The 23,825-nt window shown below is 45.2% G+C and carries 17 protein-coding genes; 1 reads left to right on the forward strand and 16 read right to left on the reverse strand.

What is annotated here, in order from left to right:
* Positions 1-136: 136 nt before the first annotated feature.
* From truA to fabB, 5 genes are all read right to left on the reverse strand, one after another.
* On the reverse strand, positions 137-922 hold the full coding sequence (gene truA / locus OCU77_RS12455; RefSeq protein WP_048899091.1) for a tRNA pseudouridine(38-40) synthase TruA: 786 nt from the start codon (positions 920-922) through the stop codon (positions 137-139).
* A 194-nt stretch (positions 923-1,116) separates the two neighbouring features.
* Positions 1,117-5,994, reverse strand: a complete 4,878-nt coding sequence (locus OCU77_RS12460) for a FimV/HubP family polar landmark protein (RefSeq protein ID WP_048899090.1) — start codon at positions 5,992-5,994, stop codon at positions 1,117-1,119.
* Positions 5,995-6,218: 224 nt separating this feature from the next.
* Complete coding sequence (locus OCU77_RS12465) at positions 6,219-7,232, reverse strand: aspartate-semialdehyde dehydrogenase (RefSeq protein ID WP_048899089.1); 1,014 nt, start codon at positions 7,230-7,232, stop codon at positions 6,219-6,221.
* Positions 7,229-8,437: a 4-phosphoerythronate dehydrogenase gene (locus OCU77_RS12470; protein ID WP_107302909.1), complete on the reverse strand. Its 1,209-nt coding sequence runs from the start codon at positions 8,435-8,437 to the stop codon at positions 7,229-7,231. The genes OCU77_RS12465 and OCU77_RS12470 overlap by 4 nt, the downstream gene beginning before the upstream one ends.
* Positions 8,438-8,962: 525 nt before the next feature.
* Entirely contained in the window at positions 8,963-10,177 is a 1,215-nt protein-coding gene (gene fabB, locus OCU77_RS12475) for a beta-ketoacyl-ACP synthase I (protein ID WP_048899088.1), read from the reverse strand.
* A gap of 164 nt (positions 10,178-10,341) precedes the next feature.
* Here fabB and mnmC point away from each other — a divergent pair, with 164 nt between their 5' ends.
* The gene (mnmC, locus tag OCU77_RS12480; protein WP_048899087.1) at positions 10,342-12,405 is read left to right on the forward strand and encodes a bifunctional tRNA (5-methylaminomethyl-2-thiouridine)(34)-methyltransferase MnmD/FAD-dependent 5-carboxymethylaminomethyl-2-thiouridine(34) oxidoreductase MnmC; all 2,064 of its coding nucleotides are present in this window, start codon (positions 10,342-10,344) and stop codon (positions 12,403-12,405) included.
* A gap of 59 nt (positions 12,406-12,464) precedes the next feature.
* On the opposite strand, the gene OCU77_RS12485 is transcribed toward mnmC, so the two are convergent.
* The 11 genes from OCU77_RS12485 to OCU77_RS12535 form a co-directional block, all read right to left on the reverse strand.
* On the reverse strand, positions 12,465-12,779 hold the full coding sequence (locus OCU77_RS12485) for a hypothetical protein (protein ID WP_107302910.1): 315 nt from the start codon (positions 12,777-12,779) through the stop codon (positions 12,465-12,467).
* Between the two features lie 124 nt (positions 12,780-12,903).
* Positions 12,904-14,256: an MBL fold metallo-hydrolase RNA specificity domain-containing protein gene (locus tag OCU77_RS12490; protein WP_048899086.1), complete on the reverse strand. Its 1,353-nt coding sequence runs from the start codon at positions 14,254-14,256 to the stop codon at positions 12,904-12,906.
* Between the two features lie 97 nt (positions 14,257-14,353).
* Positions 14,354-15,076, reverse strand: a complete 723-nt coding sequence (locus OCU77_RS12495; protein WP_048899085.1) for an acylneuraminate cytidylyltransferase family protein — start codon at positions 15,074-15,076, stop codon at positions 14,354-14,356.
* Positions 15,076-16,146 carry a nucleotidyltransferase family protein gene (locus OCU77_RS12500; RefSeq protein ID WP_048899084.1) on the reverse strand — a complete coding sequence of 357 codons (1,071 nt, stop codon included), beginning with the start codon at positions 16,144-16,146 and terminating at the stop codon, positions 15,076-15,078. The genes OCU77_RS12495 and OCU77_RS12500 overlap by 1 nt, the downstream gene beginning before the upstream one ends.
* On the reverse strand, positions 16,143-16,793 hold the full coding sequence (locus OCU77_RS12505) for an acetyltransferase (protein WP_084711794.1): 651 nt from the start codon (positions 16,791-16,793) through the stop codon (positions 16,143-16,145). The genes OCU77_RS12500 and OCU77_RS12505 overlap by 4 nt, the downstream gene beginning before the upstream one ends.
* Positions 16,786-17,859: an N-acetylneuraminate synthase gene (neuB, locus tag OCU77_RS12510; protein ID WP_107302911.1), complete on the reverse strand. Its 1,074-nt coding sequence runs from the start codon at positions 17,857-17,859 to the stop codon at positions 16,786-16,788. Before neuB ends, OCU77_RS12505 begins: the two co-directional genes overlap by 8 nt.
* A gap of 100 nt (positions 17,860-17,959) precedes the next feature.
* A complete protein-coding gene (neuC, locus tag OCU77_RS12515; RefSeq protein ID WP_048899083.1) occupies positions 17,960-19,129 on the reverse strand; it encodes a UDP-N-acetylglucosamine 2-epimerase in 1,170 nt (389 codons plus the stop codon).
* Positions 19,130-19,318: 189 nt separating this feature from the next.
* Positions 19,319-20,536: a LegC family aminotransferase gene (locus OCU77_RS12520; protein WP_107302912.1), complete on the reverse strand. Its 1,218-nt coding sequence runs from the start codon at positions 20,534-20,536 to the stop codon at positions 19,319-19,321.
* A gap of 18 nt (positions 20,537-20,554) precedes the next feature.
* Positions 20,555-21,745: a UDP-N-acetylglucosamine 4,6-dehydratase gene (locus OCU77_RS12525; protein ID WP_048899082.1), complete on the reverse strand. Its 1,191-nt coding sequence runs from the start codon at positions 21,743-21,745 to the stop codon at positions 20,555-20,557.
* Positions 21,746-21,845: 100 nt separating this feature from the next.
* Complete coding sequence (wecA, locus tag OCU77_RS12530; protein WP_048899081.1) at positions 21,846-22,892, reverse strand: UDP-N-acetylglucosamine--undecaprenyl-phosphate N-acetylglucosaminephosphotransferase; 1,047 nt, start codon at positions 22,890-22,892, stop codon at positions 21,846-21,848.
* A 148-nt stretch (positions 22,893-23,040) separates the two neighbouring features.
* Positions 23,041-23,814, reverse strand: a complete 774-nt coding sequence (locus tag OCU77_RS12535; protein WP_048899080.1) for a glycosyltransferase — start codon at positions 23,812-23,814, stop codon at positions 23,041-23,043.
* Positions 23,815-23,825 lie beyond the last annotated feature (11 nt).

Here is a 23,825-nt window from a genome sequence, read left to right on the forward strand (position 1 = left end):
TTAATTATTAAGAGAGGAATTAAAGCACAAAGTTGCCAATCTGTAGATAAAAAACTGGTTGTACCTTGTGACCTCTACGTAAATATAATGAAGTAATGCGCAACTAGACACATTATTTTACTTGTATTTACTCACATTAATCTTCAATGAACAGTGGACCAGCTGGTACATGTGGCAAACCATGTTCAGCCGGATAATCCACCTCAATCAGGTATAAACCCTCAGCTTTTGCTGTTACTCCCGCAATTTGGCGGTTCTTTTGCTGTAACAACCACTGAATCCACTCGGGCTTTTCTTCGCCTCGGCCGACTTTAATCAAGCTACCTGTAATATTGCGTACCATATGATGCAAAAAAGCATTCGCTTTAATATCAATCACTATGTACTGGCCATGGCGAGTAATATTAATGTGATGCATATGGCGGAACGGGGTATTTGCCTGACAGTGCGTAGCACGGAATGAAGTGAAATCATGCTCACCCAGTAAAAATTGAGCCGCTTCATGCATCAACTTTTCATCAAGCTCACCGTGGTAATGGCTCACACCATGGGCAAGGATTGCAGGTCGGAACGCATGATTTGAAATAATGTAGCGGTAACGGCGTGCTGTTGCTGAAAAACGCGCATGAAAATCTTCCGTCACTTCATGTGCCCAGCGTACTGCGATGTCTTTGGGTAAGTGGGTATTTACCCCCATAGTCCATGCCGCTAGCTTTCGATTTGAATCGACATCAAAGTGAACCACTTGTCCTGTGCCATGCACACCAGCATCTGTGCGACCCGCACAAAAGACTTCAATCGGCTGATTGGCAATTTTAGACAAGGCTTTTTCCAGTTCACCTTGCACACTCACTACATCTAGTTGACGTTGCCAACCGTGATAATTTGCACCGTCGTATTCGATACCTAACGCTATTCGCATAATCTACTTCGTCTTGCCTAGGCCCACAGAGCCCTATTAAATGTATATATTGCGGTGATTATAAGGGATGGCAGAGTCAGATGCGACAACCCCCTCAGCTTCTTAGCGTTTAAATCTATTTTTAAAGAATAAAAAAGCGCGATACTCAAAAAGTATCGCGCCTAATCTCACTTATCACGGATTTTATGAATGGATTATCGGCGGGTGACTTTTAATAAATTCGCAGCTTCTTGTGCGCTTTGTGCATCACCGTTTTGCGCGATATCCTGCAGTAAATCAGCCGCGCCTTCAGCATCATTCATTTCAAGGTACGCTTTTGCCAAATCAAGCTTACTGGCGTACTCTCCCTGACTGTCTACATCGTACTCTGGTACGCCTGCTAAAATATCAGGAAACTCATCAAGACCGACATCCAGGTTCAGTGGTGCGCTATCAAGGTCAATATCGAGATTAACATCATCCTCAAGATCCGACTCTTTTAATAGTTCATCAATACTAATGTAAGAAGCGGGTGAAGGTTTAGCTTCGTCTAATAGCTCACTACCTGCTTCTTGATAGTCGGAGTCTGGACCACGGGCTTCATTATTATAAGTGCTCTCGCTGTCTATCTCAGGTTCAACTCGCTCTAACGGTGCACCACCTTCAGGCTTCTCCTCCGTCGCGTCGAGTAACAACTCTTGCTCATCAACATCATCAAGCAAAGATTCCGCATCAAACCGATCAACTTCTTCAACCTGCATTTGAGGTTGCTCTGACCAATCTTCACTCACAAGTCGAGGCTCTTCAGAAGCTGCCGCCCATACGGCTGCATCATCTTCCGACATTTCAAGCGACTGATCGTCCAAGAATGGGTCTTCATTAAATAACAGTTGATCTCGTTCTTGGCTTTCAATGTCATCCAAGCCAATTGGGATCTCATCAGCTAACGCTTCACTTTGAGCAAATGCATCCGAAGATTCATCAAACGCTGTCAGGTCAATCTCGGATGTAACAGAGTGAGGTGGCGCTATGTCAGTACTATCATCCTGCTCCCAAGCATCAGGGTCGGTCAATAATGCATCCATGTCCAAGCCAGCACTGTCCACTAACTGCTGATCAATCGTATTAGTCTGCGATGTTGTAGAACCCGTTGGAGCAACTACCTCTTCAACCTCAGGTACTTCTGCCTGAATCGAATTTTGCGGTGCATCATCAAGCAAAGGTTCAGACGTTAAGCCTTGCTCAATATCGTACTGCTCAAGCTCATGCTGCTCATCAAACGAAGCTTGGCGTGCATCATCTTCACTGAATTCAGGTACGGAATTCAGATCTATCGTTTCAAACTCAAACTCTGGCTCTGTTTTTGCGACGTTAAAGCTTTCACTCTCAGGCGTGTAAGAGACTGTATCTTGCTCTGGCGCTAACAGCGCATCAGTTTCAAGTTCAATAGCCTCAGACTGTGTCTCAGGCGCCTCTTGCAGTGCCTCTGAAGCAACATGCTTAGCTTCAGAGGCTTCAACAGCCTGCTGCAGCTGTTTAACTACATTATCAAGTGCAGACTGCTGTTCATCATCAGAGACATCTTGCGTGTCAGGCTCTAACGCTTCGGCTTCTGGGTCAAAAAACGCAGCGTCTTCATCAAATTCCGGTAATTCATCATCACGGATCACATCAGAAGCTTGATAGTCTGAAGACTGCGGCGTTTCCGACTCTACATACTCTGTGGCTTCAGGATCCGTTAGCGCATCTTCTTCGGTAAACTCAGGGAAATCATCAAGGCTAAATGCCGCATCACTATTTACCTCAGTTACGGTCTCTGCGCTTGATGCTGACATAGCAAGCTCTGGCTCAGTCTCTCCTGGCTCATCAACTTGGTTGTTGGTCGCTAGATCGTCATTGTTCAGGGCTTCAGCTTGTTCAATTTCTTCAAGTAACTCATCAACACGACGTCCAATTGACGCACTCTCTGATGGGGTATCGTCAAGCAAGCCTTCGACTTCAGCAACAAGATCGTCATAGTTGTGCTCGTCTTGTTCCTCAGTATTTTCTATCGCGCTCGCATTTGGCGCTTCACCATCATCCACAAGGCTGTCTTGTACTGATGTCGGCTCTTGGTGCTCAATGCTGTCAGGACTGTTAACCGCGTTATCCAACATCGGCTCGTCGAAGATAATGTCATCTTCAATGTTAATATCAGGCGCTTTATCCGTTTCGAACGGATCGCGCTCCAACTCAGCAGTCGGTGCTAATGCATCATTCAGAATATCGTTAAAGTCAGGCGCAAAATCTGCATCCTCATCCGAAGCAGACGCTGCACCAACCACTTCCGCTTGAGGCTCTATAACCTCTGCGTCAGCAACGAAAATGTCTTCAATTTCAGGCGCTTCAATTTCAGGAGATTCAACCTCAGCCGCTTCAAATTCAGGTTCATCATCAAGTGTTGGTGTTGCAACTGGTGCATCCGCGGCTAATGACATATTCTCTTGATGAGCACCGTCCTGAGAAGCGGTATCTTGAGGAACATTATCCTGAGATACCTGCTCTTGAGGCACTTCAACAACATCAGGTTGAGTTCCATATGCTGCTAGCAGTGCATCTAGATCGTCCTCAGCAGGCTCATCTGCGACAAAATCAGCTTCCGCCGCGATGCTATTTTCTACTACTTCATCGCTAACCGTTTCATCTGGAGACTCAACTGACGTTTCAGGCTCCACGCGAGGTTCAGCCGGTGCACTGTCATCAATGGCGCCAATCGTATCGAACTCGATATCATCGAGAGGGTCACTATCCGCGTTAACGGTATTGTTTTGAGCAAGATCTGTGACTGCCGTATCGAATAACGGATCTGAGGGTTCTGCTGACTCAAGGGTTTCGCCCAAGAGTTCATCCAGCAAATCCGTACTGTTTTCATCGATGATCAACTCGTCGATGTTAATGTCATCATTCGACATTTCATCTAAATCAAGATCACCATCAAGACTATTTATTTCATCTTCGAGAGAGTCATCCTCACCAAGAAGCTCATCTAATAAGGCCGTGCTGTTTTCATCAATTTCGATGTCACTGTTAAACAACGGCGTATCTTGCTCATCATCCCCCAACAGCTCATCGAGTAAGGCGGTGCTATTTTCATCTAACGTAATATCAGATGTGTCGCTTAAGTCGTCATCTTCATCGTCGATAAGCTCATCGAGTAAAGCCGTGCTACTTTCATCCAGTAAGCGCTCATCGTCGTCATCGCTGTTATCCATTGCGAAATTTGTCGCAAAGATATCATCGATAAGGTCTTGCTCAGACTGTGAGGCGCTGACATTAGATTGCCCCTGCTGAGTGTCCGCTTCGCTAAAAACCGACGCTGCTTTCGCCTCTGACGATAACGCCGCCTCTGGATTAGCCATCGCACTCGCTTCAGCTAAAGCGGCATCAATCGCAGCTTGCTCGGCAAGTTCATCGCTTACCGCTTGTTCAGGCGAATCAAGATCGTCACCTGAATCAAAACTATCGAACAATGCATCTAATTCACTTTGCGCAACAACCTCATTACTATCATCTTGCTTTTCTGAGTTAGTTGAATCCGTTTGTTCCGCTTCTAGTAGTAACTCATCCAATAAGGATTGATCGAGCATGCCATTATCAAGCAGCTCATCATTGTTATTATCATCATCGTCAGAAAGATCGAAGTTTGGCTGTTCATCATCATCTTTTAGCGATTGCTCCCACATCGCCGCAAGTGCTTCATCTGAGCTCAATTCAGAGGACTGATCCATTTCATCGAGCGCGCGTTCCATATCTTCAAGGCCTAGCGCTTTCTCATCGCCAGTCACGGAAATGCTACTCGCACCACCAAGCGGGCTATCGATATCAAAATCATCACTTGACGATAAATCTAATGTATCGTCATCATCACTGAGCTGTGGTGCAAACAAACTATCTTCAGGATCGTCGAACAGCGCATCATCTTGTGCAAACAGATCGTCGATATCGTCATTATCACCTAGCGCCAACTCTGCCGCAGGATCAGCAGCGCCTGCCAATAAGGCATCATTTGGCGGTGTAATAGCAGGATCGGCGGAATTAGGGCTATCTAACGACTTCACGTCGTCTTCATCTTCTTCTTTACGACGCCCAAACAGGAAGTACGAAACCACACCTGCAATCAAGGCGCCCGGAATAAAGGCAGCGGCAGCCAATGCCCATGGATTAGCAATTAGCTGATCAAATAATGAGGGTTCTTCAACCACAGGTTGCATTTCAATGGATTTTTGCTGCGCCAAGAAATCTTTAATCTCATCACGCAGCATCTCATCACTGGTTTGCTGATCTTGTAATGCTGCCACTTCGTGTTGCATTTCAGATAAACGCACACGCAGTAAGTGATTACTTTCCAAAAGCTTAGTAATTTGCACATCAGAAGCATCAAGCTGATCTTGCAAGGCTGTTGGCGGCGCTTTATCCGGTTTAGGTGGAATTAAGGCTTCAGCTCCAGCAACGGTTGCAGCGCTAACAGGTTCAACGCTTTCAGCAACAGGCGTTGCTGGCGCTGTACTGACTGTTCGCGTTGATGCCGTCGTTGTTGGTTCTGGTGCCGCTGTACTTACTGTTGGTGCCGTATTCGTGCGAGAAGCGGTAGAGGTTGCTCGACGTGCAGGTTGCGTAGACTTATCTTGTTCTAACTGCAATTTAACCGCGTCGGTATTTTCGCGGCGGATCTGAGTCAGCGTTGGCATATCCAAACGGCTACCCGGAATTAAACCGTGAATATTGTTCGCTTCAAATGCTTGCGGGTTAGCGCGATAAATCGCACCTATTACTTGATACACAGAGACCGAGCTAGATGGGCGATATTTGGACGAGATCCCCCATAGCGTTTCATTGGCTCGTGTTGGCCCGTATTGATAACTACCTTGATATCGGCTCACTTCCGCAGCGGGTTGGCTAATATCACGGTAACGTTCAGTGACAACAGATGTGGGTTGATCTTCCTCAGGGCCAAGAATGCGTACGGTATTTGCTTGTACCGGAAAATGAATAGCCGTCGTTGCAATGAATGCAGGAAGAATAAAACGTTTGATCAGGTTAGATACGTCAGGCACGGCCTGCAGTCCTCTCTGGCGGAAACTAAAAGTCGATTAGATAAATACAGTCTATGACAACACTTATCAAAACCACTTACTCGGGTATTACTATATCGGACAGACAACCTGAAACTGTAGTATTCCTACCAAAAATGTGGGGTTGCTGGAAAATTTACTAAAAGGAGCAGCAAACATGCCACTCCTTGTCTTTTAGCGTCTATTGCAAAAGAAAGTATCGCTAATTATAAGTAATCAGCAATCAGTCGTTCTGCAATTTGTACACTGTTAGTCGCAGCGCCTTTGCGTACATTATCCGCAACAACCCACATATTTAAACCGTGAGAATGGCTGATATCTTCACGTACACGCGCAACCATTACATGGTCTTTACCTGTCGCATCAGAAACTTGCGTTGGGTAATCATTACCTTGGAAAAGCTCAATACCTTCTGCGTTTTCAAGCAGCTGTAGTGCTTCCTCAAGGTGAACTTCTTGACGCGTTTCAACATGAACCGCTTCAGCATGACCATAGAATACTGGAACACGCACACACGTCGGATTCACACGAATCGTGTCATCGGCAAAAATCTTCTGGGTTTCCCACACCATTTTCATTTCTTCTTTGGTGTAGCCATTATCCATAAAGTTGTCGATGTGCGGCAGGCAGTTGAATGCAATTTGCTTATCGTAAACGCTGTTTTCAGCAGGAAGGCCGTTCAGTAGCTTCGCTGTTTGACCTGCAAGCTCATCAACACCTTTTTTGCCGCTACCCGATACTGATTGGTACGTTGATACGTTAATACGCTCAATACCGTATGCATCGTGGATCGGTTTAAGCGCCACCAGCATCTGGATTGTCGAACAGTTAGGGTTGGCGATAATGTTACGGTTACGGTATTCCGCAATCGCATCTGGGTTTACTTCAGGCACAACCAGCGGTACATCGTAGTCGTAACGGAAACGTGATGTGTTATCAATCACGATCACACCTTCATCCGCGGCAATAGGTGCCCAGCGGTCTGATGCTTCTGCACCAGCAGAGAACAAAGCAATATGTACTTGTGACCAATCAAAATCTTCAACGTTGGTAACACGTACTGATTTATTTTTAAAACGCAGTGTTTGACCCGCACCACGCTCAGAGGCTAGCAAGTATAAATTGCGAACAGGAAAATTGCGTTCCTCTAATACCTCAACCATAGCTTGACCTACAGCGCCAGTTGCGCCGAGTACGGCAATATCAAATTCCTGACTCATTGCGTTTCCTCAATTGTAAAACCTAATTTAGCCAGCGACTCTACCCCAAAACTGGCCTCTCCTGCTACCGTAATCGCACTATATTCACGTCGATCCCAGTAATTTTTACGCATCAAATCAAATGCGGTTGCCATCTTGGCTTCATCGCCTTGAGTTTGCAGCATAGAACGACGAAATAATGCATCGTCTTTACGCACATCATAAATCAGCTGAATCAATGAAAATAAGTCATCTTCTGACCACATACGGCTCAATGCAATATACGGGATCGGTGCTTGTGGCAATAAACTCGCGGCTTCGACATGCACATATGTCGATTTTGCGTCTCGATCAAGACCAAAATTAGCATCAGCAAGAAAGTCACAGTACTGGTTATACACCATGGTGGTGCCGCGCGCTTTACCTTCTAAACCGTAGCCTGCGATATGCGGGGTCGCAAACGCTAGCAAAGGAAGTAATTCCAAATCAACCTGCGGCTCATGTTCAAACACGTCCAGTACCGCTGTCAGTTTTTTTCCTTGACCAGTAAGGCTTTGTTGCAGGCCATGTTTTAAGGCTTGATTGTCCACCACAGGACCACGAGCCGCATTAATCAAGATCGCGTTATCTTGTAAATTCGCTAAAAAGCTCTCGTCGACCAAATGGTATGTCGGGTATTCCCCATCACGGGTGATCGGCGTGTGCAGCGTAATAACGTCACACTGCTCTGTTAACGTTTTGAGTGATGAAAATTCACGGCTATCACCCGCTGCTTGCTTAATCGGGTCATTCAATAAATAACGAATACCTAAGGCGTCTAAACAACCTGCGAGGTAAGTCCCGACATTGCCCGCGCCGACAATACCTATGGTTTTATCAAAGATAGAAAAGCCTTGCTGCTGGCCCAACACCATTAAGCTGCTGAGCACATACTCTGCGACACCCACTTTGTTACAGCCAGGCGCGGCGGTAAAAGCAATGTTCTTCTCAGCTAATAACGCTTGATCGACATGGTCTTGGCCTGCCGTCGCCGTACCGACAAATTGAAGGCGATTCGCTTTTGCCAGTAACTGACTATTCACCTTAGTGACAGAGCGGATCATCAAGGCATCAATATCCACTAAATCTTCACAGGTCAGCGTACGCCCGGGCTTAGTCACCACATGCCCAATTTGACTAAAGAGGTCTTTGGCATAAGGCATGTTTTCATCGATAAGGATGTTCATTAATTCTCCGAAAGCTAACAACTGCGAGCAGGTATAATACCCTATACCAATCTGGGTAGGTAAGTAGTCAAGTGACAGCCTAGAGAAAAACACTGAGAACAAAGCAAAGATTGGCATTAACCTCAACAATAACAGCCCGTGCTATTTATCATCGATAGCAATTAATTCTATTCAGTCACAAGAGCGATCAAGCCGACATACAGCGCAGGTTCAGACGATGTATGATAAAAGGCTTTCGATAGATTGATGCACTATGATTGCTTCTAAGACAAAAAAACCCAGCAAATGCTGGGCTAAAAGTCCGAGAAAAATCATCTGTTACTCTGAGTAACTAGTACCTACGATACGATGTGCGTCTGTTTACAGGCACTGGCTAAAAATATTGAAATAGTAGAGAGCTCTGGACAAGTCATCTAATCTTTCATTTTAGTCAGTGCCAACCTCGGAAAATAGGTTTAAGGGGTAAAACAGGTAAACCACTTATTTCGCCGTTATCTTGCTTACCTGTCGTTTTTACACCTTAAATTAAGCTTCGTACTTTTTGATCACTAGCGTTGCGTTAGTGCCACCAAAACCGAAACTATTCGACATCACGGTTTTCAATTCAGTATCGCGCTTCTCAGTCACGATATCTAAACCTTCAGCCGCTGGGTCTAGGTTTTCGATATTAATGCTTGGCGCGACAAAACCGTGCTCTAGCATCAAAGTGGAGTAAATCGCTTCGTGAACACCCGCCGCACCCAATGCGTGACCTGTCATCGCTTTAGTGGCTGAAATTGCAGGGCAGTTTTCGCTAAATAGCTCTTGAATCGCGCCTAACTCTTTCACATCACCAACCGGTGTCGAAGTACCGTGAGTGTTAATGTAATCCACTGGCGTATCAAGATCTTGCATTGCCATCTTCATACAACGCACCGCACCTTCACCTGATGGTGCTACCATGTCGTAGCCATCTGATGTCGCGCCATAGCCCACGATTTCACCGTAGATTTTCGCGCCACGCGCCAATGCATGCTCTAGCTCTTCAATCACCATCATGCCGCCGCCACCGGAGATAACAAAACCGTCACGGTCTGCATCGTAGGTACGAGACGCTTTAGCTGGATCATCGTTGTACTTAGTAGATAGTGCACCCATAGCATCAAACATCATGGTCAGAGACCAATCTAGCTCTTCACCACCACCAGCGAAAACAACATCTTGTTTACCTAGTTGGATCAGCTCTAGGGCGTGACCAATACAGTGCGCCGATGTTGCACATGCAGAACTCATGGTGTAGTTAACACCACGGATTTTGAATGGGGTTGCCAAACATGCAGACACAGTCGATGACATAGTACGAGGTACCATGTATGGGCCTACGCGCTTAACGCCTTTTTCACGGATAATATCAACAGCCGCCACTTGGTTTAGCGATGATGCGCCACCTGAACCCGCCACTAGGCCAGTTCGGTCATTAGAAACTTGATCTTCAGTTAGGCCGGCATCTTCAATTGCCTGCTCCATAGACAAATATGCAAAACCTGCTGCATCGCCCATGAAACGCATCTTTTTACGATCGATATGCTCAGAAGGCTTTAATTTAAGATCGCCCCAAACATTGCTGCGTAACTTCATTTCAGCAAATTGTTCAGAGAAATTAATGCCAGACTTACCTTCTTTTAGCGATTCCAGCACTTCGTTTACGTTGTTACCGATGCTGGATACGATACCCATGCCTGTAATTACGGCTCGTTTCATGATGAATTCCTACTGATATTTAACGAAGAGATAATAACGGCTTTCTCACTCAAAAGTGGTCAGCTTTCCCATAGTTCGGGTACAATCGCGGTTAATTTCCAACTTTTTATTATGTTCGTACATGGATTCTAACGCCATATTGGCGGCTAAAATACCGATTTGTCATGTACAACAGCTCCACTAAAGAGGTTTTCCCTTTGTCTGATAAGCCCAATAAGCGCATTGAGCACGCCGTTCTTGACTGGAACGAAGTCGGTACACCCGTCTCTAACGATTTTGATGATGTGTATTTTTCTAACACCAATGGCTTAGAAGAGACGCGCTACGTTTTTCTTCAACAAAATGGCTTACCGACACGCTGGGAACACTTTGATCGTCGCCGCTTTGTAGTGGCTGAAACCGGTTTTGGTACCGGATTAAACTTTCTGGCGCTGTGGCAATGGTTTAAAGCTTTCCGAGCCGCACACCCTGATGCGACAACCAAAGAGCTGCATTTCATCAGTTTTGAAAAATTCCCCGTCACCAAAGCTGACTTAATTAAAGCTCACCAGTCGTGGCCTGAACTGGCAGATTTGGCCGAGCAACTGCATGCCCATTACCCTGCAGCGGTTGCAGGCTGTCAGCGTATTGTGCTGGAAGATGGCATGATCACGCTTGATTTATGGTTTGGCGATATCAAAGACTGTATGCCGCAAGTCTGGTGTGGCGAAGACGGGGTTGTTGATGCTTGGTTCCTCGATGGATTTGCGCCAAGCAAAAACCCAGAAATGTGGAACCAAAACCTGTTCAATAATATGGCAAAACTGGCGCGAACGGATTGTACAACCGCAACCTTTACGGCAGCTGGTTTTGTCCGCCGCGGTTTAATCGAAGCAGGCTTTAGCATGTCAAAAACCAAAGGCTTTGGTACGAAACGTGACATGTTGATTGGCCATATTGAAGCACGTCAGTGTGGTTCAAACGTCAAGCCTTGGTATCAGCGAAATGCAGCAAACAGCGCTGAGAACGTCGCTATTATTGGTGGTGGCATAGCCTCTGCCAGTGCTGCTATTGCTCTGATTCGCCGAGGCGTTAAGGTCAGCTTATACTGTGCCGACAGCCAGCCTGCTGAGGGTGCATCAGGTAATCGACAAGGCGCAGTTTATCCGCTACTCAGTGGCGGCCATGATGCCATTTCGAGCTTCTTTGCACCTGCTTTTTTATATGCACGCCAATTTGTTGAACAAGCGGCTCAGTACGGTGACTTTGCCCACCAATGGTGTGGCGTGACGCAACTAGGCTGGGATGAGAATACCAAGAAGAAACTCAATAACATGCTCGACGGTGGATTCCCATCAGAGCTGATCATCGCTTATGATAAAGCGCAAACCCAGCGCTTAACTGGCGTTGAATCAGGCCATGCAAGCGTACACTACCCGTTAGGGGGCTGGCTGTGTCCACAGGAGCTTACGCGTATATTGATCGCTTACGCCGAACAAACTGGCTTGCTGACCACCCATTACAATTGTGCCATCACCAAGTTAACGCAACATGAAAATGGTTGGCAGTTAAATAATACAGCAGACGAAACCTTTGCCCATGATACGGTTATCGTCGCAAACGGCCATCGGTTCACCGAATTTACACAGACAGAGCAAATACCGCTCTACCCTGTACGTGGCCAAGTCAGTCATATTCCAACCAATGCAAGCCTAACAGCGCTTAAAACGGTGTTGTGTTATGACGGTTACCTAACGCCGAAAAATACCACCTCGGAGACTCACTGTATCGGTGCCAGTTACGGACGTAATAATACCAACACCGACTTTAGCGACGATGAACACGCATCTAACAAGCAACGATTAATTAACAGCCTACCAGAAGCCGACTGGCCAAAAGATGTCGATATGAGTGATAACCAAGCGCGTGTGGGTGTACGTAGCGCTAGTCGAGATCACTTACCAATTGTGGGTGATGTCTGTCGTATTGAGGATTTGATTACACAATATCGCGATCTTAACGATAACAAAGACACAGCCCAAGCCGTGCCTTGCTATGGCAATCTCTACAGCTTGCTGGGTTTAGGCTCTCGTGGGTTAAGCTCTGCGCCACTACTTGGAGAGTTAATGGCTTCTCAAATTTGTGGCGATCCGCTCCCGCTGCCAAACGATGTGCTGGAAGCCTTGCATCCAGGGCGTTCATGGGTACGCCGCCTCGTTCGAGGCAAACAGCTCAACCAAGATAAATAAAGCCTTGGCGAATAGAAATAAATAGAAAGGGCAGATCTGAAACGGTCCGCCCTTTCGCTCTATTCAACTGGCACGGTTGCGGGAGGACCTGAATCTTCGCCACCTGTATCAGCTAATGCCACAGCGACAACTACAGCAGCCACACCAACAGCAATCGCTGTGGCTGTTAACCCACCCGCTGACGCTGCTAATGCGGTGTTTGCCCCAGCCGCAGCACCTGTTGTGGATGCACTTGCCGTAGAAGTTGTTGAGCTAGCGCTCGCTTGTGTTGCAGTTTCCGTTGTCACTTGAGGTGCTGTTGTCGCCTCATCCGCAGCCCAAGCTGTAGACGACAAAATCCCAGAAAAAATCAGCGCAATTACAAATCTATTCATACCATTCCTACTCATTAATGCGAGTTATTGATATGAATATAAGTATAGTCAGGCTTGTACTTTTCGCATGTTCAGAAAGCCATAATGAATATATGGCGAATAAAATATTGCTATAACGCTAGCACTAATCGGCATGATGAATAGTGACATTTTCAATCACTGCATAGAGCTTGTCAGCTAAAATACGTTGCGTTGCCACTTCACCATGAACTAAATAAATGTCACTGGGACCGTGATCGATATTTTGTACAAAAGCGATTAAGTCATCTTGGTCAGCATGCGCAGAGTACCCTGACAGTTGGTGTATTTGCGCATTCACTACGATCTGCTCTGCATTAATCTCAACCTTATCAGTGCCATCGAGCAAGGCTTTACCCAATGTTCCCTTCGCTTGATAGCCAGAAAAAACAACATCAGTGCGCTTATCTGGCAATAAAGCTTCAAGGTAACTCACCACGCGCCCACCGGTACACATGCCACTGGCAGCCACTATGATGACAGGCTCGGCTGATGTTTGAAGACGGTTAATCAGGGCAATATGTTCAGCATGCGATTCAATCACGATACATTGCTGAAAAGAAAGCGGATGACGGCCTGTGATATAACGAGACTTGGCCTCATTAGCCCACAATTGCTTATAGACATTGTATTGTTCGGTGATCTTGGCTGCTAGCGGTGAATCCAGCACCACGGGGAGGTTTTGCCAATTTACATTAGACGCGTTCATATCCGCTTGAGCGATGATATTTTCTAAATCAAACAGAAGCTCTTGAGTTCTCCCCACACTAAAAGCGGGGATAATAATTGCCCCACCATCTTGTAGTGAGCGCTCAACAATCGCTTTTAATCGAGTTTGGCGATCAACAATTGATGGGTGCCTGCGATCACCATAAGTACTTTCTAATACCAATACATCAGCACGCTTAGGCGAAACAGGATCAACCAATAGCGGGGTATGACAAGGCCCAAGATCCCCAGAAAAGACAACGATGCGATCATCAGGCAGTTTAATTTCAACGTACGCCGATCCTAAGATATGCCCCGCTTGACGAAAACGAACATTAATCAACTCGCCACTAGGAAAAGTTAGCTGTACCCAGCAATCAAAAGGAATGGGTTTGAGTAAAGCACGAACTCTGTTAGTAATTTGCTCGCACTGTTTACCATCAAGCCCTAGTTGAATTTTTAATCCATCTTCCAGCATTAAAGGCAGTAAGGCAGCCGTTGCCTGAGTCGCATAAATAGGCGAATGAAAGCCCGCAGCAAGCAGCCAGGGAATACGTCCTACATGATCGATATGACAGTGAGTAAGAAAGAGTGCGCGCACACTATCTAATGGGAAATCAATATTTAATGATGCTTGCAGCTCTTCTCCCTGGAAAAGGCCACAGTCGATCAATAAACTATTATTTCCGATAAATAACTCATGGCAAGAGCCTGTTACCCCGCATTTGGCCCCATGATGTTCTATGCGCACGGCATTGCTCCAACATATCATTAATAGGCGGGCATGATGACAGAATTTAATGACTGGAAATTGTTATTAGTCGTAAGAACTCGAGTGAACTCGCAAATTAATCCGTCGATTTTGCGTAATGCGTCAAAATCGATTGAGCGATAACAAAATCAAATTCTTCATCAATATCCAGTGAGCGATTTGCTGGCATTTGATACCCCATGTTTGATGAAGGATGAATAAGGGTATGTCGGGCCAATACACTGTCGATAGAAGTAATATATATCGCCCCATTGAGACGAAAGTGTTGTTCGCAGTCTTGGCTACGTTTTAAATTATCGTCAAACAACGGGCTTAGCGTCTGATCATCATTCGCTTTATAGGTCCACTGGAGCGGGTGCTCGACCTCAGTAACCGCCACCACACTCTCAACCTCATGTTGACTATAGAGCGTCCAAGCATTTCGAATATCTTGGCCTGTACGCAATGGGGAGGTTGGTTGCAGTAAAACAAAATCGTCATAACCGCCCCACTCAGAGACGGCATATTGAAGTTGATGCTTTAATACATCGAGGGTTGTTGCAGTATCTGTCGCCAATTCACCTGGACGTAAATAAGGCACCTCAGCACCATAGTGTATGGCTATATCCGCTATTTCTTGATCGTCGGTATTCACCACCACGCGATCAAAAACACCGCTTTCTAATGCGGCTTCAATTGTCCATACAATTAATGGTTTACCTGCTAACGGCAACACATTTTTCCGAGGCAGACGTTTACTGCCACCCCGTGCAGGAATAATTGCAAGCGGCTTTTTAAGGTTTGTTCCATGAGATGACATTAGAAAATACCTAGCTCTAGCATATCCGCTTGGGCACGACGGTAATCATCGATTCGGCCAATATCAAGCCAATACTCGCTGATTTCATAGGGAACCGCTTTTCCACCGCGCGCAATAACTTGCTCAAACACGGTAGTGATATCAATGCGTTGATTGGGTGCAATTTGACGTACCACATCATGATTAAGCACATAAATCCCGGTATTCACTTTCACTTTATGCGCCGGCTTTTCGCTTAATGCCGTGATCACACTGCCATTACTATCCGTGTGAGCACAATCAATCACACCAAATGGAATTTGATATTCATAATCACGCACACACATGGTGACATCGGCTACTTGTGACTGGTGATAATTGAGCAACTTTTCGAAATCAAGGTTTGTCATGATATCGCCATTCATCATAATCAACGGCAATTGACTCGTATTGTCAGGTAATAGCCCTAACGCACCACCAGTACCCAATGGCTGCTCTTCATGAATATACGTGATACTCACGCCCCACTTTTCACCATCACCAAAATGGGCACGGATCATCTCAGGCAGGTAATGGGTCGAAATATAGAAATGGTGAAAACCAGCGCGAATAAAGCTTAATAAGATACTTTCGAGGATGGGCTTATCCCCCACCTTCAACAAGGGTTTTGGACAGGCATTAGTGAGCGGTTGTAAACGGGTACCAAACCCCCCGGCCATTAAAAAGACAGGGTTATCATAGCGGATAGGATGTAGCGCTTGGTTTAATGTTTTTAGACCGTAAAGTATGCCGTTATTAACCAAGGGGATCGCGAGAATATCTTTCGCTTCCATCAAGCGCACCAGATCCTGATCCGACAGATCACTACCAGCCGTTGTGGGCTGCTTGTTCATGACCAGTTCAACACTGGATGACATATCTAAACCACGCAATAAACCTCGACGCAAATCACCGTCGGTCACTGTGCCTAACAGACGTAATTCATCGTCGGCAACCAGCACAATGCGTAGTGCTTGTTCATCAATCACAGCAAGTACTTCTCGCAATGTTGCGCTGATTGGCAACACAGCTTTGGTCCAATTTTTTATCATATAACCGTTTCACCTGCTTGAACATGTTTGTGCACTCGAGCCCCAGCGGCAATAATGGCTTCGGAGCCAATTGTAATATTCTGAATGACCACAGCGCCAGCACCAATAAAAGTACCCTCACCGACATGTACCTGACCGCAAAGGGTCGCATGTGGCGCTAAGTGGCTATGCGCTTCAATCACGCAATCATGCTCGACAATACTTCCTGTATTGATAATACAGTTATCGCCAATATCAGCGCCAGCTTGAATAATGGCACCAGGCATCACCTGCACGCCTTCCCCGAGGATCGCAAAAGGCGAAACTATCGCATGTAGAGAAATCACCGAAGCAAAGCGATAACCTTGGGCTTTAAAGTCGTTAAATAGTTTTATACGCGTAAGACGCTTAGGGATCGCACCGATACCATTGACTAAACGGACGGAATCAGCTGAAAAAGCCAAAATATCGTCATCAGAAAAATACTGAGGAAGTCCTTTCAGCACACTGCGCAATTGGTTATCTTCTTGCGCTAAATCAGCACTGATGATACCTGTAATAGGTTGTTCTTGCTGACGCAGCATATCCACTAACACACTTGTATGCCCACCAGCCCCTAACACAAACAATTCAGAACTTGGCTTTTGATTACTCACTAAGCTACTCATTAATGAAGTCTCCCTCATGATAATCTCGCCCAGCAGCCTTTCCAATTAGCTCCCAGTAACGATATGGGCTTGCCCCACTGCCAGGACGCTTAATAGCGATATTATGCGAACTAAACACTTCGCCTTTGGCAATAGTACCATTGGCAACCAAACTCTTTCTCGCAACCGCCATGTTTTTGATTTCAGAGCCTTGCGGCGCTTTTTCACCTGATCCCAACGCAAGTTCTACACCACGAACAGCAGCTACCATTTGGCTTAGTTCTTCTGGGTTCAGCGACGCCTTGTGATCAGGTCCTGCCATTGTCTTATCTAGCGTAAAGTGTTTTTCAATCACAGTCGCCCCACGGGCTACAGCTGCAATAGGTACAGTAATACCCTCACTGTGGTCGGAATAACCCGCTGGCAATTGGAACTGCTCACTGAGCGTATCCATCGCACGTAGGTTAATTTCAGCCAAGGGGGCTGGGTATTCGGTGGTGCAATGCAGCAAAGTCACTTTCTGTTTGAGTGCTGCTTGGCCTTGTGCTGAGCGAAAAGCATGTTCAAAAGCTGCTATTGAAGGCTTGGTACTCAGATCGGCGGTATAGCCAAAAGCAATCACACCTAAAGCCGCTTCAACCTCAGCAAGTGTCGCCATCCCTGTCGAGACAATCAGTTCACACCTCGTACGGGCATGTTCAAGGATCAGCGGTGCATTGGTTAACTCACCAGAAGGCAGCTTTAAGCGCTTCAGTCCCAGTTCATTTACCAGAAACGCTAAACTTTCGCTATCAAAAGCTGTTGATAAAAACTCGATACCTAGCAACTCACATTGCTGCTTAAGGGAAAAATGTGCCTCAAAACTCAGCTCTAGTCGACTCAGCATAGCTAACTGAGACTCCTGCTGTTGAGTATTAACAACCTGATAATCAGCCTGCTTAGCACTCGCCGTCACTAAATGCTTGGCTTTAAAAGTCTGGAACTTAACAATATCAGCCCCTGCTTGGTAAGCAGCATCGACCAACTCATGCGCAAGTGTAATATCACCATTATGGTTGACGCCTGCTTCGGCAATAATCAAAGTCATGATAAGCACCTGTCGTTAAGTATTTGTAGTTAAGTTCTAGGGTTATGTTTCTTGGTTAATTCGCAACTAGGTGTAGACCATTATGCTTGGTCTGAAACGGTCAAGTAACACAGCTTGGCAAATCATAAAATGTCTTCATTACATGTAACGGCAGTGTTCGCAAAAGCTGAATAATTTGCTCACTGCTATTACCCTCCCCATAAGGATTGATAATGACGTCACTATCTCGCTTGTAGCTTTGGTTGAGGGCATGTGTAATGCTGTTCTTTATCGCGACAGTATTTGGCGAACAATGAATGACACTTTTTGCCGCAACACGCCCTTGCTGACGCGCACCAATATTAACTGTCGGCACATCAAACGAAGGCACTTCGATAATACCGCTCGACGAATTACCAATAACAGCCGCGGCATGCTTCACCGCACTTAAATAGCGCTGTTGACCTAAAGAAGGTATCGCCAAGACCCGCTCAGGTTGCGCAGCAGCATAAGCTTCAAGAATGGGAATGATCTGCCTACCGCCATCATCGGCATTGGGGTAAGTCAGAATAACTTGATGCTGCGGGAAGGCCTCTAAGGCATCCAGTAACGCTTGGAAGCTGGCGATGGCCTCTTCATCAGCAAGAGTGACTGGGTGGTAGGTCACCACAAAGAAAGGAGAATGAAGCGAAAAATTCAGCGAAGTACTTAACGCATCCAGTGATAACATCTGACTACGATTTAAATGATCCAGCCCTAATGCCCCCACATTAAAAACACGCTCAGGCGCTTCACCAAGTTGGATCACACGCTGACGGTAGGCTTCCATCGAGGTACAGTGATAGTGACTGAGTTTAGTGATGGCGTGGCGAATCGCATCATCATAAGCACCTTCACTGATCTCACCACCATGCAGATGAAAAACCGGAATTCGTAAAATCATCGCCGTTTGTGCCGCGGCTAACGCTTCAAAACGATCCCCTAATATCACAAGGGCATCTGGCGCTAATCGTGACAAGGCATCTGTAAAACCAATCACACCAAGGCCGATACTTTTCGCAACACCAGCAGATGAGTCTGATGACAGTAAAGTTTCAACTTTTTCATCAATAATGAATCCATCAGCTTCAATTTGCTGGTAGGTAAAACCAAACTCAGGTGAAAAATGAGCGCCAGAGGCCAAAAGCTGTAAATCAAGACCCTCTGCTGCCTGAATATCTTTCATCAACCAATACAGCAATCCGTATTCTGCACGAGTACCTGTAAATACAGCGATTTTACGTGATGTCATCTAGCGTCCTACCTTTGTCGCCTAAGCCTTAGACTCTCAACGTCTTTAGCGGCTTAGACTGTTCTAATATCGCCATTGTAACAAAGGCAAAGCAAAGGCCATAGAAAGGTAAGACGATATTCGCACGTCGTTATAGTTCGTGATTAGGACTAGCCGCTATGGCCCATCGTTATGAAAAGCCACTAGTTATCAGAGCTGATTATCAGTACTCGAACTAAGAATCGGTGAAGACGGTAAATTCACAATGCGATCAGCAAGCCACTCAGAGGTCAATAAATCCCCTCGAAAACAATGCTGATACATAGGCAAAGTATGCATAAGTTGCCACACAGGCCGAGTCATCACACCTTGTTGATTGGTCGCTTCTAGCAGTTGTTGGCGAGCCTCGCTATTTGGACAAATGACTGCATTGAGCCAGTAGTTAGACTGAGCATACTCAGGCTCAACCACAAACTGGTAATCCGAAAAGCCAGCATCACTCGAAAATAGCGCTTGGTAATCCATGGCTAACTGACGCTTAGCGGCAAGGTAGGCTGGCAGTTGCTCTAACTGCGCGCACCCCAAGGCGGCATTTAAATTCGGCATTCGATAGTTAAAGCCAGCTTCATCATGATAGAACTCATAAGGATGCGCGACCTTGGCGGTTGTTGTTAGGTGTTTAAGGCCTTGTCCTGCTTGGGCGTCATGACATAACACCATACCACCGCCACCCGTCGTTATGATCTTATTGCCATTGAAACTCAGCGCCCCAAAGTCACCAATCGTCCCGGTATGCTTGCCTTTATAGAATGAGCCTAAACTTTCAGCCGCGTCTTCAACCAAGACTAAGTTCCATTGAAGGCACACCGCCATCAGCTCATCTAATTGCGCAGGATGACCAAAGGTATGCATAGGCAATATGGCTCTAATTATCTTACCCGTTGCTTGATGAATACACAGGCCGCTAGCATCAAAGACAGCGTTATCCGTTAAGTACTCAGATAAAGCTTGCGGACACAAAGAGAGGCTTTGACGATTAACATCGACAAACAGTGGTTCAGCGCCCATGTGATGCAAGGTATTACAGGTGGCCACAAACGTCAGTGCCTGGGTTATCACCAAATCGCCCGCTTGCACCCCCGCTTGATGTAATGCCGCATGCAAGGCCGCGGTACCATTAACCGTCGCAACCGCTTTAGCCGAGCCAGTATATTGTTCGATTTGTTGCTCAAACTGATCAACATAACGACCGACACTCGAAACAAAAGTGCTATCTATGGTATCAAGCAGGTAGTGCTTTTCATTGCCAATAAAACAGGGCGCATGCAGAGGGACAAAATCATTGGTTTGATAGGTATCGCGGACAAATTCAACCAGTCGCTGGCTTGCTGTATTTTGGGGTATAGCGCTGTTATAAATAGCTTTCATCGTTCTTTATCACCGCCATTACATTTTGCTATCGAGGTACTTACCCGTTTCTTTATGACCAAAATCAGGGATCATTTGATGAAAAAGCGCAACTAACTCGTCTTTGCTCCAACACTGATTAGCTTTGATCTCGGCAATAGCGTGTTCAAAATGAGCAAGTAATTCAGGGTTAAACTCAGGTTTATTTTTAATCACACCTAAATTATCAAACCGTGCCATATCAAGTACTTCGTCACCCGTGTAGAACTCTTCAAAGTCTTTTTCACCCGTAGTATCACTAGAGGTAAACAAACACGGCCATTTTCCTTGCTCAGGTAGTATCTTCGCTAGCTCTCGCGCTTGCTGTTCTGTTTCACACAGATAAGGTTCAAAGCCACGCTGTTTAAGGTATTTAACGGCAATATCGGCAAACGAGATAAGGTGAAGGGCTTCGCTCAATTTTGGAAAGAAGATATCTCGGTTTTCACCAAAGATACAAGACATCAAACACAGCTCACCAGACTCCTGCGGCGTGACAAAATAGCGCTTAATATCATTAGGGGCAACGAGAGGCTGTTGCTTCAAGATCCGCTGATTAAAACCATGAAGCAAAGAGCCATCAGAAAAAGCCACATTAGCAAAACGCGCCGTTGAAATGGCAATATCTTGGCTACGACGCATCAAGAACATTTCCATAATGCGCTTAGACGCCCCCATCATATTAACAGGGTTAGCCGCTTTATCGGTTGAGACACAAAAGTACTTTTTAGTGCCAAGTTCTATCGCTTGCTGTACGGTTTTATCGGTATTAAATACATTCACATTGACCATGCGCATCAGGGTAAACGGGTCTTTCTCACTACGGACATGCTTGAGCGCTGATAGATTAAGAACGTAATCATAGCCAGCGGCTTTTACTTGCTGTGAGATAAAGGCATCAAACTCTACCGAGCCAATATCAAGGGCAAACGTTTGGAAATCACCATTGATGTAACCAAACGAACTGCGAATATCACGCACCAACTCAACCAGGTTATTCTCGCTAAGATCAACAACATGCAACGCCTTGGGTTGACGCTTAAAAATCTCTTTAACAACCGCCTGACCAATCGAGCCCGCACCACCTAGCACCAAAAAGCGCGATCGCGAAACCTTAGCAGCTAATGCTTGCTGATGAGAGTGTAAATCTGAAGAAAATAATGGCGCAGAACGACCAATGAGGGAGAGCATGTGAAGAGTACCCAATTAAGCTAGAGGTGGGTATTCTAGCTTAATTGGGTTGATAGGTGGAGTGGTTTGAGTGCTGATAGTAACGACGTTAATGTAACGTCTAACTTGTTTTTTTTCTTAAAAAAGCCGTAATACGCCATACGTATGAAAGTAAGACCGCATAAATACAGAAACAAGCAATAAAGCCCCAAAACATAATGTACTCAGCCACATCATAGACTTCGCCTAAGATGCCTACAGCAGAATATAGAATCGCAATCGAGCAAATAGCAATGAGAGTCTGAGTCGAGTTAAACCCAAGACGCTGGAAAATATGGTGTAAGTGCTCACGATCTGGCTTAAACGGTGAGTCACCACGCCGAACACGACGGATCATGATTGCAGCCATATCCATCAGAGGCACAGCAATAAACCACAATGCTGTTACAGGGCGAAGTGGCGGGCGAGTACCATTTTGACTAGCGAGTAAAAGCATCCAAATAACGGTAAAACCAATCAGCATACTGCCAGCATCACCCATGAATACTTTCTTCTTCTTACCAAACGCACCTAAGTTGAGAAGAATGTACGGAATGATGGCAACGATGATAATAATGCAAAAATAAGCTAAGTCAGGTTGACCATCAATCGTCAGCATCAAACCAAGGCTGCCAAAAGTGACGATAGATAAGAAACCCAGCAAGCCATCTATACCATCTACCATATTAAACGCATTAATAGCGCCAATAACGGCAAAGACAGTGATCACATAACCAAGAGTACCAAGATCAAGCGTACCGAAACCGAACATATCACCCAGAGTGTGTAGTTCCAGCCCTGCATAATAGATCATCGCAACCGACAACCCACCTTGAATCAAAAGGCGAAATTTGAAACTAACATCATATTTGTCATCAAGCGCCCCGACGATAGCCAAGATCGAAATGCAATAAATATATAACTCAGAATGTAAAAGGACATGCTGGCTATAGTACAAATATTGAGCTAAAGTAATACATATTGATAAACCACCAACAAGAGGCACTGCACCTTCATGCATTTTTCTTTCATTTGGTTTATCAACTAACCCCACTATTTTTGCTACCTTTCGAAGTAAAAACAATGTAGCAAATGATGTTAAGAATACAAAAAATAAGTCTATAGCCATATATTTCGTTCACATAATTGGAAGTTTTTATCTGTCCATGCTAAATGGAACTATCTTTTACATTAATTAGGTTAAAATAGATAATCGATTATAAAATGTTTAACACTTAAAATAATAGAAAAATCTCGACAAACTTAAAATTCGATACCTATATCTTAGACTTTGCTTTCACCAAGCCACTTTTAGAACACAAAAATCTAATAACACTGCTCACATGCCAATATAAATGCATAGAAAATAAAGACCTATTGGCATGCTTAGCAAGGTGCAAAGCTCTAACCTCTGGATAATAGACTACAGGGAACCCTGCTTTTTTGCTTCTAAAACAAATATCAATATCTTCACAATACATAAAGTACCCCTCATCGAATCCCCCCAGAGATTGATAAAGATTTGCTTTGAATGCAAGAAAAGAACCAGCAGCCCAGTCAACACTTGTAGGTTTGTCAATCAATGCTTTATCTATGATCGATGAATTACCAAACCCAAGAAAAGACTTGACAAATTGATTCAAACATGGGAATTCTCTTATGGAGTTGTCAAATACTTGCAGATCACGGTCTTTAAAAAGATTAATCGCACAGAGTTTATTTTTATCTTTCTTCATAAAGAATATTAGCCTACGGACAGACTCAATATCAATTAGTACATCAGGGTTGAGAACAACAAAAATATCATGCTCTTTCATACCAAGCTTATCTTTACAATAAGAGTAAACTTTATTGTTATTATGACCAAAACCTAAACCATAATCGCTATCTATCCAGTGGAAAGTTTCACTCGCCATTAAATAATGAAAATCATCACCTGATTTATTACTCTTTAGAACGACAGTAAACTCTTGACACAAATTACTTATACAATCTAACTCTCGAATAATACTTTCGTGTCCGTGAGACACCACTGAAAAAAAAACCTTCATAAATAAGCCTA

The organism is Photobacterium swingsii, assembly GCF_024346715.1.
GTDB classification, from domain to species: Bacteria; Pseudomonadota; Gammaproteobacteria; order Enterobacterales; family Vibrionaceae; genus Photobacterium; species Photobacterium swingsii.